We start from the raw sequence: 14240 nt of genomic DNA on the forward strand, positions 1-14240 counted from the left end.
TAAAAATATAATAGAAACATCTTTAAGAATGATTCGTTCTATGTTGCCTATTTTATTTGTCGGGCATGAATTATTACCAGAGAAATTTACAATGAGTGAATTAAGGAAGATATATGAAATATTTACGGAGAAAACACTGGATCGTCGTAATTTTCAAAGAAAAGTGCTAGCTTCCGGGTCAATTGTTCAATTAGACGAAACGAAAGGTACGAGTTCGTATAACCCTCCGATATTATATTCATTTGTAGAAGATCGAAAAGATATGATCGACTATTCTTTGTTTCTATAAAGGAAGGGTATAATTACATCGAATAATGCCTATCTTATTTTGTGACGTTCCGGTTTTTATATAATGAAATGCCGGCTGAATTATTATGTTCTTATTTAGGTTATATTGCCATGTAATCTCAATGGCGGTTTCTGCATTTTCATGAAAAATAGCCTTGTTTATGAAAACGCCCAATTTGTCATATTTTCTATTAGAAACGAAACCACTTAAAGTAGCCCCTATACCGTAGTAATAAAAACAATCATTTTTGTTGGTAGGGGCTAATGAGCCTTGAATTAAAATGCCCACTTCTTTGTTTTCTTGCTTATAGATGCTTTGTTCGGCGTTTGCCCATAAAACATAATTCATTTTCTTCGTTTTCTTTTTTTCTTGTTTATACTCATTAAAACTATTATGATTAGTATGAAATAGAGTGCCAATATTATAAAGCCCATGATAATTTGATTTTGAAGAATAACTAAATTCAGTAATATTGAGTATTCCATCTTTTATGGGGTCAATAGAGAAAAGAGATCCTTCCTTCGAAAATAGTTCACGAGCAACCCCGTTATATAGGCTATTCTTTATACAAAACGACTTCTTAAATCTAAACTCTGCATGCAAAGTCATGGCCGATAATGGGTAATTTGCTACGGGATAATTGTATGATATAGTAGGATATATACCACAAGAACTATTTGTGAATAGGGATGTATATTCCCCTGTGAAATAATCCTCATTCATATTGCGAATACCACCAAAAAGGGTAAGGTCGTTAATCTTGTGGGTATAGCCAATATGAAAAAGGTTTATTCCCATATTATCTTCTTCTATATTCGAAAAAGTCTGTAAATCATTAGCTATACGCTTTTCTTGAATCTTATAGATAGAAATCGTTTGTATCGAGAATTTACCATTCCTCCATGGTGTAAAATTTCCACTAAGAGTAAACAGATTTACCCAATTAGATTTACTTCCTATATTATTTTGGAACTCGGTTGTATAGCTTAGTTCTATATTTTGAGTTTGAGCTTTAGTCGTGTAGATGAGTAACAATATTGTCACAATAATGATCTTTTTGAAGAATACTCTCATTATATTAAGCTGTTTTATAAAATTACATGAATGTTTAATATTGTAATCCTTTTGGATTAATATGAAGAATCTTATTACAATAAAAAGAGATTCTTCATATTGCTCAGAATTAGTATTATAACCAGCGGTGAAATCTACGAATATACCATTGTTTGATGCCCTGAGTGAGAATGCAATAGCATAACAATGTAATGATCAGCCATGGGAAATACGTCCAAGGAAGTGGCATTAGGCCGACGCTTTCTCCAAGCCCGGTAAAAGGGAAAACAATTCCTATGATCATAATACTAAATGTAGCCAACATTACAGGCCATGAAGCACGGCTTTGTATGAACGGTATTTTACGAGTACGTATCATATGCACAATAAGCGTTTGAGAAAGCAGTCCCTCGATAAACCAACCGGATTGGAATAAAGACTGCAATTCCGGACTGTTTGCTTTGAATATGAACCACATTAACAAATAGGTCGAAATGTCGAAGATTGAACTTATTGGTCCTATATGTAGCATAAAACGGCCAAGATCAGATGCATCCCATTTCTTAGGCTTCATTAGATATTCTTTATCGACCCTATCGAATGGAATTGTTGTCTGAGAAATATCATAAAGAAGATTCTGAATAAGTAAATGGATCGGCAACATGGGCAAAAAAGGGAGGAAGGCACTAGCTGCCATCACGCTAAATACATTTCCAAAATTAGAGCTAGCTGTCATTTTTATGTATTTCATAATGTTACCGAAAATTTTACGTCCTTCTATAACACCTTCTTCCAATACCATAAGATCCTTTTCTAAGAGTATAATATCGGCACTTTCTTTAGCTATATCTACAGCTGTATCGACCGAAATACCGATATCTGATTGGCGAAGAGCTGAGGCATCATTGATACCGTCACCCAAAAAACCGACTGTATTTCCTTGATTCTGTAGGAGTATGATAATACGGGTTTTCTGCATAGGTGTAAGCTTTGCAAAGACTTTCGTTTGAATGATCTTTTCAGATAATTCTTCATCGCTCATACTTTCTATATCGTTACCTAACAAGGTATATTCAGTATCGACTCCTACCTGACGGCATATTGTCTTCACTACACCTGCATTGTCTCCCGATAATACTTTTATTTCCACACCATGTTCATGCAGTTGCTTTATTGCACCAGAAGCAGAGGCTTTGGGTGGGTCAAGAAAAGCTAATAATCCGATCAGAACCATATCTTTTTCATCTGAAATAGCAAAGTCCATATCTTTCTCTACCCAACTTTTATGAGCTACGGCTAATACTCGTAAGCCTTCATTATTAAGGACGGCAGTTCTGGCTAATACTGTTGTGCGAAGAGATTTGCCTAGGAGAAACACTTCACCGTTTAACTCTACATGCGAGCATATATCGACCATTTCTTCGACAGCGCCTTTAGTTATGATCTGCAATTTTTCTTCTCTATCTTTAATTATTACCGACATACGACGTCGGTTAAAGTCGAAAGGTATTTCGTCTACTTTTATATAGTTTCTTTCAAGATTCTGAAACCCTAATTCTTCGGTATGTGAAAGGATAGCCTGATCCATCAGATTTTTTAGTCCTGTTTGGAAGTAACTATTGAAATAGGCATGCCGGAGAACCCTGATATCTTCTTTTCCATTCAAATTTAAATAGCGTTCCAGTACAATCTTATCGTGTGTCAATGTTCCTGTTTTGTCGGTACAAAGAATATTCATTGCACCGAAGCTCTGGATTGCATTTAGATTCTTTACAATTGTTTTCCGTCTCGACATAGTAACAGCTCCTTTAGCCAGATTTGATGTCACAATCATTGGTAACATTTCGGGAGTAAGGCCGACGGCTACAGATACGGCGAATATAAATGCTTCCAACCAATCGCCCTTAGTTAGTCCATTTATAAGGAAAACGAAAGGTACCATTACGAGCATAAATCTAATAAGGAGAAGACTTACTTTATTGATCCCTTTGTCAAAATTAGTTTGCGCACGGGCACCGACCAAGCTTTTTGCTATAGTACCTAAGTAAGTTGATTGTCCTGTTTGAAATACGATACCAATAGCAGAACCACTAACTACATTTGAACCCATAAAACAAATATTGTCCAATTCTACTACACTTCCTGTTTTTGGCTTATTATCGATAAGTTCAGGTATTTTTTCAATCGCATCAGATTCTCCGGTGAGAGATGATTGACTAACGAAAAGGTCTTTAGACTCTATTATTCTTAAATCGGCAGGTATCATATCACCTGCAGCCAAATAGACTATATCGCCCGGAACCAGTTCTGAGATATTTACTTCTATACTTGTTTTAGAATCATTACGATATACCGATGCTGTATTTTTGACCATTTTTTGCAAAGCTTCGGAGGCTTTATTGGATTTCCATTCTTGAGAGAATCGCAAAATCACACTAATAAGTACCATGCTACCAATAACAATAACAGTAGTCCATTCCCGTTCATCTGGTGTTGCAAGTAATACATCAATAACCAATGAAATGAGTGCCAATATCATCAATATGCCAATAAAAGGGTTTATAAATGTTTTTATAAACATGACAAGCCCTCTGTCTTTCTTTTCTTTGGCAATTTCATTCAGACCGAATTGTTTTACACGGTCTTCGATCTCGGTATTATTCAATCCATATCGACTTGTTTCAAAATAGCTGTATACAATATTTTTAGGTTGAGTTGCTGCTAAAAAGACCTTTTCACTATTGAATTGTATAGCATTGTTTTTTCTTGTTTTTTCTAATTTCCATTTCATCTCTACAAGTTTTTATTCATTTATTGATCGTGCAAAATTAAAAACGACCCCTTTATGGGGCCGTTAGAGATTTATTAGACTGTTATTAGAAAACCATTAGAAAATGGAAAATTATACGATAATATGCGGAATTTCTATTGTAACAACTGTTCCTTCTCCAATATGAGAATGTACAGAAATTGTTCCTTTGTGGAGCTTTATGATTTTTTGAACAAGAGCCATACCTATACCCTGTCCTTTAATATGTGTGCTATTTTTGCCTCTATAAAATGGTATAAATAGGTTTTCTATATCTTCTTTATCAATACCTATTCCTGTATCGGAGAAACGGATGATAGCTTTCTCATCATAAAATGAAATCTGAATATATGATGTTTTATCGTCTGAGAACTTACAGCTATTTTCTATCAAATTACTAAATGCAATTTTTAACAGATAATCGTTTCCTCGAACTGTAATGAGACGTTCGTCTTCAACATCCTGATCGAAGATAAGATTGACGGAATAATCTTTATTTGCTTTTAGCACTAACTCGCGGGCATCCAGTAAGAGTTCGTCCAATCTTAAATTTTCTATAACAACTTGGGTGGCATCATAATTTGCTTTGGCCAAGTCGAGTAAGCCGCCAGTGAGTTTCTTAAGCTCCTTGGCGTCATTAAGTGCATTTGATATAACAATCTTATACTCTTCATTACTGCGCTGATCTCTAAGTAAGGCGACCTCTAACTCTGCTATCAAAGCAGAAAGGGGAGTCCGTAATTCGTGCGATACATTACTGACAAACATTTTTTGACTACTGAATGATTGCTCGAGACGATCTAGCATTCTATTAAATGTTTCAGATAATTCTCCTAATTCATCATATGTATTCTTTGCTACAAGACGAGTATTCAAATTGGATTCTGAAATAAGGTCGACTTCATTGACGATTTTAGACACGGGGGCTAAAGCTTCTCGGGCCAGTATGTATCCTAATACAGCCAGAACAGCTAATCCGGATAGCCATAGGATGAATAAAAGCCAAATAAGATTGTTGAGTTTTGTATAACCTTGTCCATCATAAGCTGCCGCAGTGATAATGTATTCAGAGTCACTGTAATGATAGACCATCGCTATTGCCTGATATTGATTCTCGTAAAATGCCAGTTCGGTATTTTTAATTGTAGAGTTTATTAATGTAGGTGTTTCTTTTACAATATCTATATCTTGCGCATCATGGTATAGCAATTTAAAATCTTTGGTATAAACCGCAACTTCCACTTCGTCCAGAAACTCACGATTATTTCGATAGATCGATTGCATAACTTGTGCATCAGCTTGTTTGCTTAGATAGAGATTCGCTTTCGTGACGGCTTCTTTTTTCAATTCACGAAAGAACTCTTGTTCGCGGTTCTTTTCCGAAAACAGATATATTGAAAGAACTATTAGCGAGAAGATAACAGCTGTAGCTCCTACATATTGCAATGTAAGTTTAGTCCTTATTTTCATATTTTGAATATAGGATAAATCCCATTCCTGGTTTTGTATGGATGAGTTTATTCTCAAAATCCCTATCTATTTTCTTTCGAAGGTAGTTGATATATACATCAATAAAGTTTGTACCGGTATCAAAATGGGTATTCCATACCTTTTCGGCAATTTCGATACGGGACAATACTCGTTCAGGGTTTTGCATCATGTATATTAATAGATTGAACTCTTTAGGAGTTAGCTTAATTTCCTTATCGGCTCTATAAATGGTTTTAGTTTTTAGGTCTGCTTTCAAATCAGCATATCTGAGTTCTGATTCCTGCTCTTCGATACGAACTATATTTGTTCGTTTGAGCAATATACGTATTCTAGCTTCCAACTCTCTGATGTCGAAAGGTTTTACCATGTAATCATCGGCTCCCGCATCGAACCCGTCAAGTTTATCATCAGTTGTCCCAAGAGCCGTTAACATGATAACGGGTATATTTATATTTTGTTCTTTTATTGTTTTAACTAGCTCAAAACCATTTACTTTTGGGAGTATTACATCGGAAATGATCAGATTGTATTCACCTGATCTAAATAACCTTAATCCCATTTCACCATCGTATGCTACAGACGCTGAATACCCCATTTCCTCCAATCCGCGTTGAAGTAAGTTTGCTACTCTTTGCTCGTCTTCTATAATAAGTATTTTATCCATAAGGTAATTGAGATACAATGAGATAATAATGCGTTGCTTACCAAAGATACAGATGAAGATTTATAACAACTATTTCTATAATATTTTTTATGATAAAATTGAAAAAAAGACTGCTTACCTTAATACAGTCTTTACAGTCCAAACCTATATCCAATACCCGATTCGGTAATTAATAAGGTTGGTTTTGTCGGATTATTTTCTATTTTTTTTCTTAACTGAGCTACAAATACGCGCAAATATTGGGTTTGTTCTAAATAACCATATCCCCATATTTCTTTTAATATGTATTGATGAGTAAGGACACAGCCTTGATTTTTAGCAAACAGACTTAATATAGAAAACTCGGTAGGAGTTAGGTCTAGTAACTCATTATTTTTTTTCACTATATGGTTGACCATATCAATTGATAAATCGTCAATTTGAAAAACAGCATCGTCTTTTTTTGTTTGGCTCAAACGTAAAGAAGCACGTATACGTGCAAGGAGTTCTCCGGTTCGAAAGGGCTTTGTCAGATAGTCGTTAGCTCCATTATCTAAAGCGTGTATTATATCTTCTTCCGAATTTCGAGCAGAAAGTATGAGTATTGGTTTATAAAACCATTCTCTTAGCTTTTTCAGTACATTCATTCCATCCATATCAGGTAATCCCAAATCCAGAATAATAAAAGCCGGTTGGTGCGATGCAGCCATTAATAAACCTTCTTTACCGGTAGTAGCTTCTATAATTTTGTAGCCATCTGCCGAAAGTGTAATTTCGAGTAAACGGCGTATTTGAGTTTCGTCATCCACTATGAGTATCGTATCGGTACTATTCATATACGGTCTGGTCTAAGTTGTTTGTATAAGATATTTCTGTAGGTATTTTTATTGTAAAACGTGCGCCTCCATTTTGCCTGTTTTCTACATTTATAGATCCTTTATGTGCTTCTATAAACCCTTTTGTAATTGATAAACCTAAACCTAAACCTCCGGTTGCCATATTTCCGGCTCTGTAGAATTTATTAAAAACGAATGAGAGTGTATCAGGCGGAAAGCCAGGCCCACGATCCATCTCCTGAATGATAAGGTGTTCATTGTCATAAAAAGTCTTTAAGCGTATGGTCGTTCCTGCTTGAGAGTATTTACAAGAATTATATACAAGGTTGTGCAGGGCTTGTTCCATCAGTCCAAAATCTAATTTTACCAATGGCATTGATGGAGGTACTACAATATCCAGTTTATAATTATTGAGTTCTTCTTGTAAGTTTTCCACAACCTGGTTAAAAAGGTCGCTGATATCACACCAGTCTATGCGGGGAGCTATTTTCCCAGTTTCGAGACGTGATATATTCAAAAGATTTTCGATAAGTCTGTTCAGCCTGTTAGATGCTATAAGAATTTCTCCATATAATTCTTTTTTTACATCTTCCGGATATGTATTTGTCAAAAGAGTATCGGATGCCCCCATGATAGTGGCTACAGGAATTCTTAGTTCATGTGAGATCGAGTTGAAAAGAGCTTTATATAGTTTATCTGATTCATCAAGTAGATTAGCCTTCTTAGCTAATTCTGCAAAATAATGATGTTCAAGAGTATTTGAAATTTGGATAAGAAATGTATCCCAAAACAATTCGGTTTCGCCATTAAACTTCTTATTTAGTTTTACTGCAACAACGCCGGGATTGGTTCTTATTCCTTTCAATGGATAGAAAGTGTACTCGCTCGAAGATAGTGTATCTGTGTATTTTCCCGCTTTTTTCGAATGTTTAAATACCCATTGGGCAATGCTGTATTCCGAGTCGGAGAAATTTTTTAGTTCAGATGTTATATCTTTGTTTTTTAATTTTCCATTTTCGTCCTGAAGGAAAAAGAATGTTTCTATTGCGAAGTATTTCCAGATATCTTCTTTCGCTATCTCAATGATACTTCTTGAATTGTCGGCACTAGCCAGTTGGTTTGTAAGATGAAATAGAGAATTGGTCTTTTCTTCGCGTTTGCGGGTTAGTCTTTCTTGCTTGCGTACTTTCGAAGTAAGAGATCCTGTAACAAGAGCTACTATAAAGAACATACAGAAGGCCAAAATGTCTTCGGGTTGTGTAATCTTTATTGTATACTGTGGAGGAATGAAGAAAAAGTTCCACAAAATGGCACTAATAGCTGAGGCCAGCATTACTGGACCTAAACGTAAGAACATGGAAAGTATAAGCACCACAAACAGCATAATAAAAGACACTGATTGATATCCCGTTTTTGCCGAAACCGGCAAACATAACAGAACTGTCACTAATACTACAAGTCCTGCAAAAATATATTTCTTGTAAGAGGATGAAAAGTCAGGATAAGAATACAACTTTCGTTTATATTGTTTCGCTTCAAATCCTGGCTCGATAACATATATATCTATTTCTCCACTCTCTTTCAGTAGGCGGTTGACAAAATTATCTTTGGAAAACAGGGCGGAAAAGAAACTTTGTTTACCTGATTTTCCAATGATAATATGCGTTATATTTTCACGGTGTGCTATGTCTAAAGTTGTAGATACGAGGTCGTTTCCCGATGTTATAATAACTTCGGCTCCAAATTGACGGGCAAGGTCTATATTTTTTGAAAGTTGTTCTTGCTGTGCATCATTTAATACTTGAGTATTTTCGACATGGAGGGCAACGAGGTTTGCCCCCATCGTATATGATAGATTTTTGGCCCATCGTATAAGTTTAGCCGAAGATTTACTTGGTCCTACTAATACCAGAAGATGCATACCTGATTTCCATGGGCCTTCTATACGCTTTTGTTGCATATACGCTTTCAGTTGCTTGTCGACTCTGTCGGCAACAAGACGTAGTGCCATTTCGCGTAGTGCTGTTATATTACCCTTTCGGAAAAAATTTTGTATTGCCTCTTTCGATTGCTCCGGAGCATATACCTTCCCTTCAGCAAGACGTTCTAGAAGCGTATTTGGAGTAATGTCTATCAACTCGACATCATCTGCCATTTCGAATATTTCATCCGGAAGAGTTTCGCGAACAATAACGCCAGTTATTTGTGCCACAGTATCATTTCTACTTTCCAAATGCTGAATGTTGACAGTTGTGTATACATTTATACCATTATCCAACAATTCGAGTACATCCTGATAGCGTTTAACATGACGACTACCTATAGCGTTGGTATGAGCAAGCTCATCTACCAAAACGAGATAAGGATGTCGTAGAATGACAGCATCCAAATCCATCTCTTCTAAGATTGTACCTTTATATTCTATTCTTTTTCGGGGTATGGTTTCTATTTTTTCAAGTAATGCATTTGTTTCGGGACGGTTGTGAGATTCAATATATCCGGCAACCACATCAATTCCTTTCGATAAATCCATATGTGCTGTCTGAAGCATCGTATAGGTTTTACCGACACCGGGTGACATGCCGAAAAATATCTTTAGCTTTCCCCTTTTCCTAGTTTCCTCTTCCATATTTATTGAAGCAAGAAGCTTGTCTGGGTCAGGACGCTTTTCTTCTGTTCTCATCTTAGTTTATCAAGTTCCAAATTTAACATAAAAACATTCACTCTGGTACATCCCAGTACACCGAATTGAGGCGTTTCTGTTAATTCATCTATTAAAACATTTAATAGGTCCTTTTGTTTCTCTGTGAAATTACGTGCATAAGCAATGCGTTCCACTTGCATTTTGGCTGCTATTGGTGAAATATGAGGGTCGAGTCCACTAGCCGAGGCAAATAGTACATCAGATGGTATATGTGTATCTAAAGCTAATTTATTATTTCGAATAAATGTAAGTTTTCGATCGATTACCATATTGTGAAGTTTTCTATTGGTAAGTCCGAGATTAGATGCACCTGAAGGCAATGTGTTGTATTTGGTTGCCGATGGACGGGGAGTAAAATATATTGTTGTATCCATATTCTGTCCTATCAGTTTACTTCCTCTGAGCGTACCGTCTATATCTATTAATGAACCGTTGGCTTTCGAAGGGAAAGCCAGTTGTGCGACACCCGTAATTATTAGAGGGTAGATGACTCCTAAAAGGATAGTCATTAGACCTAACATTTTTAACGATATTATTAATTGTTTTTTCATCGTGCTTAAAATATATTTAATAACAGATCAATCATTTTGATACATATAAATGGTGTGACTATTCCGCCAAATCCATATATACACAAGTTGCGGAGTAATGATTTGGATGGCGATTCAGCTCTATATTTTACACCTTTCAACGCTAATGGAATCAGAAAGATTATAATCAGAGCATTGAATATTATTGCACTTAATATGGCATTTTCGGGAGAGGATAGCCTCATAATATTTAATACGGATAATGCTCCTTTACCTGAAGGTCCGGCATATAATGATACGGCAATAGCTGGTATTATGGCAAAATATTTAGCAACATCGTTAGCAATGCTGAAAGTAGTCAATGCTCCGCGTGTCATCAATAGTTGCTTTCCTACTTCTACCACCTCTATTAATTTTGTCGGATTGCTATCTAAATCTACCATGTTTCCGGCTTCACGGGCGGCTTGTGTTCCACTACTCATGGCAATACCTACATCGGATTGGGCTAGGGCAGGGGCGTCGTTTGTGCCGTCACCAATCATGCCGACTAAGCGTCCATTAGCTTGTTCTTCTCTGATTTTACGAAGTTTATCTTCGGGCTTTGCTTCTGCAAGAAAATCATCCACTCCGGCTTCAGCAGCAATAGCCGCAGCTGTTAACGGATTGTCACCTGTTATCATAACTGTTTTTATTCCCATCTTACGTAGTTGGGCAAATCGTTCTTTTATACCGCCTTTTACAATATCTTTTAGATGTATAATACCCAATACCTGACTATCAATGGCTACTATCAGAGGTGTTGATCCTTGCTGTGCAAGTTCATTGGCTTTTTCCTCTATATTCTCCGGGAAAAACCCATTGTTGTTATAGACAAAGGAGCGTATTGCGTTTACAGAACCTTTCCGGATTCTTTGTACTTTCCCATCTATCGTTATGTCCACCCCGCTCATACGTGTCTGGGCCGTAAAAGGGATAAACTCAGCCTCCATTTTACCTAAATCTCGTCCTCGGATATTAAATTTTTCCTTGGCCAAAATAACTACAGAACGTCCTTCCGGAGTTTCGTCGCTCAATGATGAAAGCTGTGCTGCATTTACAATCTCATTTACGCTAATACCATCGGCCGGTATAAAATCGGTAGCCATACGGTTTCCTAATGTTATTGTTCCTGTTTTATCAAGTAATAATACATCTACGTCTCCGGCAGCTTCGATAGCCCTTCCACTAGTTGCAATTACATTTCGTTTCATTAATCGATCCATACCACTGATTCCGATAGCGCTCAACAGACCTCCGATAGTTGTTGGTATAAGGCACACAAGTAAGGCTATTAAAACAGGTAAACTTAAATTGTCAGATTGGGGTAATCCGGAAGCATGTAAACTATATCCGAAAAATGCAGGTAATGTAACAACGGCTAATATGAAAACGATTGATAGTCCGGATAAAAGAATAGTCAGTGCTATTTCATTAGGTGTTTTTTGACGTTTTGCACCTTCCACTAATGCAATCATTCGATCAATAAATGTATTTCCGGCATCTGATGTTATCTTAACGATAATTTTATCGCTTAAAACCTTAGTTCCACCTGTTACGGCATTACGGTCACCACCACTTTCTCTTATAACAGGGGCTGATTCTCCTGTTATAGCTGATTCGTCTACAGTAGCAATTCCTTCTATTATTTCACCATCGGAAGGAATTATATCTCCTGTCTCACAGACTACAATGTCATCCCTTTTTAGGTTCTCGGCAGATATTATATATTCTTTTCCTTCTTTCAATCTGCGAGCCTTTGTTTGTGACCGATTCGCTTTCAGACTTTGAGCCTGAGCTTTACCTCGTCCTTCGGCTATGGACTCCGAAAAGTTGGCGAATAGAACTGTAATCCATAACCAGATTGCTATTTGTAAATTGAAGATAGAAAAAGAATCTTTTATTAGACCTGTAATAACAGTAATTGTTGTCAGTGTGGCACCAATAGCCACTATAAATATCACGGGATTCTTTATCAATAAATCGGGACGAAGCTTTATGAATGAAGTTTTGACGACTTCTATCAATAGTTCTTTATTAAGAAAACTTTTATTTTGACTTTTCATTTTACTCTTTATTTAAAATAATATTCCGTTTTGCATTAAGATATGGTCTACTATAGGTGCAAGCGATAGAGCGGGAAAGAATGTTAATCCTCCAATTATTATGATGACAGCTATAAGTAATCCAATGAACAAAGCATTGTCTGTCCTGAATGTTCCTTGCGATACCGGAATTGTTTTCTTTTGAGCCAGACTTCCAGCAATAGCGAGTACCGGAATGATAATGCCAAAACGGCCTATTAGCATACCCAATCCTATCATTAGGTTATAGAATGGAGTTGAGACATTTAACCCGGCAAATACGCTGCCGTTGTTGCCAGCGGCAGATGCAAAGGCATAAAGTATTTCCGATAATCCGTGAGGACCTTCATTATTCAGACTTGATAATCCGGACGGAATAGAACATGCTATGGCAGAAAATAAGAGAATAACTATCGCAGGACATAATACAGCTATCATTGCCATTTTTACTTCAAAAGACTCAATCTTTTTACCTAAATATTCAGGGGTACGTCCGACCATTAATCCGGCAATAAATACCGTCAGAATAATAAATATAATTATACCATATAATCCTGCACCGGCTCCACCGTAAATAACTTCTCCAAGCATCATATTTATCATGGCAACCATTCCCGAAAGAGGAGTAAGGCTGTCGTGCATAGCGTTAACAGAGCCATTGGATGCGGCTGTTGTTGCAGTAGACCAGAGCACACTATTGGCAATTCCAAAACGGGTTTCTTTACCTTCCATGAAAGAGATATTTTGCCATAAGGTGGATTGGTGAAATTCGGAATACAATGAAATAGCAAGACCTACAACGAATAAAATAAACATAACTGTGAATATGGTCCAGCCTTGCTTGGTTGATTTTACCATCTTTCCGTAAGTATAAGTTAATGCAGCAGGAATAATCAGAATGGCCAGTAATTGTAAGAAATTGGAAAACGGAGTCGGATTTTCAAATGGATGAGCGCTGTTTGTACCGAAAAAACCACCGCCGTTTGTTCCTAATTGTTTTATTGCAATTTGTGAAGCAGCAGGGCCTTGAGGAATCGTTTGTCTTCCACCGTTTAAGGTTATTACTTCTGTATAACTTTCAAAATTCTGTATTACGCCCTGTCCTGCAAGTAGAATAGCTAATAGAATAGATAGGGGTAATAAAATGTAAAGGATGGAACGGGTGATGTCTATCCAGAAATTTCCTATTTGATCAGTTGTTCTACCTATAATACCTCGAGTTAAAGCTATTAGTACAGCAATGCCTGTTGCTGCACTCAGAAAATTTTGAACCGTTAGTCCAGTCATCTGGCTGAAATAACTCAAGCCTGTTTCTCCTGAATAAGATTGCCAGTTGGTGTTGGTAATAAAGCTTATTGAAGTATTCAGAGCCGTATGCCAATTCATATTTTCCACTTGCTGAGGATTAAGAGGCAACCAGTTTTGAAATAATAAGATGACGAAGAGAAAGATAAATCCGACAAAATTAAATATAAGTAGTGAGCTTGCGTATCTTTTCCACGACATGGTCTGGGCTATATTGACACCGGAAAGGCTATAAATATATTTCTCGAATTTACCGAATACGGGAGTTAGGATATTTTTTTCACCTTTTAAAACTTTCGCCATATACGATCCTAAAAGAGGGGTGAGGGCTACAAGTAAAAAAAGAAAAATAAATATTTGTGTATAATCTTTTATATCCATGTCTTATTAAAATTTTTCGGGTTTCACTAATACATAGATCAAATATCCTAGAATTAGGAAAGAGATGGTTGCTCCAATG

Annotated in this window: 10 protein-coding genes and 1 pseudogene; 1 reads left to right on the plus strand and 10 read right to left on the minus strand. The window is 36.5% G+C overall.

All coding sequences use genetic code 11. The features are described from left to right. A pseudogene (locus JGH11_RS15260) lies at nucleotides 1-289 on the plus strand (hypothetical protein); the annotation flags it as partial. Here JGH11_RS15260 and JGH11_RS15265 read toward each other — a convergent pair. The 10 genes from JGH11_RS15265 to JGH11_RS20620 all read right to left on the minus strand — a co-directional run bounded on the left by JGH11_RS15265 (nucleotide 284) and on the right by JGH11_RS20620 (nucleotide 14239). Beyond that, nucleotides 284-1363, minus strand: a complete 1080-nt coding sequence (locus tag JGH11_RS15265) for a carbohydrate porin (RefSeq protein ID WP_201113255.1) — start codon at nucleotides 1361-1363, stop codon at nucleotides 284-286. The pseudogene JGH11_RS15260 and the gene JGH11_RS15265 overlap by 6 nt on opposite strands. Nucleotides 1364-1478: 115 nt before the next feature. Next, entirely contained in the window at nucleotides 1479-4133 is a 2655-nt protein-coding gene (gene mgtA, locus JGH11_RS15270; protein ID WP_201113257.1) for a magnesium-translocating P-type ATPase, read from the minus strand. Nucleotides 4134-4244: 111 nt separating this feature from the next. Continuing rightward, nucleotides 4245-5621 (minus strand): HAMP domain-containing sensor histidine kinase, encoded by a 1377-nt coding sequence (locus JGH11_RS15275; RefSeq protein ID WP_201113259.1) that lies wholly within the window; start codon nucleotides 5619-5621, stop codon nucleotides 4245-4247. Then, the gene (locus tag JGH11_RS15280) at nucleotides 5605-6306 is read right to left on the minus strand and encodes a response regulator transcription factor (protein WP_201113261.1); all 702 of its coding nucleotides are present in this window, start codon (nucleotides 6304-6306) and stop codon (nucleotides 5605-5607) included. The genes JGH11_RS15275 and JGH11_RS15280 overlap by 17 nt, the downstream gene beginning before the upstream one ends. A 131-nt stretch (nucleotides 6307-6437) precedes the next feature. Next, nucleotides 6438-7121: a response regulator gene (locus tag JGH11_RS15285; RefSeq protein WP_201113263.1), complete on the minus strand. Its 684-nt coding sequence runs from the start codon at nucleotides 7119-7121 to the stop codon at nucleotides 6438-6440. Then, the gene (locus JGH11_RS15290; RefSeq protein ID WP_201113265.1) at nucleotides 7114-9804 is read right to left on the minus strand and encodes a sensor histidine kinase KdpD; all 2691 of its coding nucleotides are present in this window, start codon (nucleotides 9802-9804) and stop codon (nucleotides 7114-7116) included. The genes JGH11_RS15285 and JGH11_RS15290 overlap by 8 nt, the downstream gene beginning before the upstream one ends. Continuing rightward, a complete protein-coding gene (gene kdpC / locus JGH11_RS15295) occupies nucleotides 9801-10376 on the minus strand; it encodes a potassium-transporting ATPase subunit KdpC (RefSeq protein ID WP_201113267.1) in 576 nt (191 codons plus the stop codon). The genes JGH11_RS15290 and kdpC overlap by 4 nt, the downstream gene beginning before the upstream one ends. Before the next feature lie 5 nt (nucleotides 10377-10381). Continuing rightward, the gene (kdpB, locus tag JGH11_RS15300; protein ID WP_201113269.1) at nucleotides 10382-12457 is read right to left on the minus strand and encodes a potassium-transporting ATPase subunit KdpB; all 2076 of its coding nucleotides are present in this window, start codon (nucleotides 12455-12457) and stop codon (nucleotides 10382-10384) included. 12 nt (nucleotides 12458-12469) lie between these two features. Beyond that, nucleotides 12470-14161 carry a potassium-transporting ATPase subunit KdpA gene (gene kdpA, locus JGH11_RS15305; protein ID WP_201113271.1) on the minus strand — a complete coding sequence of 564 codons (1692 nt, stop codon included), beginning with the start codon at nucleotides 14159-14161 and terminating at the stop codon, nucleotides 12470-12472. A gap of 6 nt (nucleotides 14162-14167) precedes the next feature. Beyond that, the gene (locus JGH11_RS20620; RefSeq protein WP_370567608.1) at nucleotides 14168-14239 is read right to left on the minus strand and encodes a potassium-transporting ATPase subunit F; all 72 of its coding nucleotides are present in this window, start codon (nucleotides 14237-14239) and stop codon (nucleotides 14168-14170) included. Nucleotide 14240: the final 1 nt, after the last annotated feature.

It is taken from the genome of Dysgonomonas sp. Marseille-P4677 (genome assembly GCF_016652235.1).
Lineage (GTDB): Bacteria > Bacteroidota > Bacteroidia > Bacteroidales > Dysgonomonadaceae > Dysgonomonas.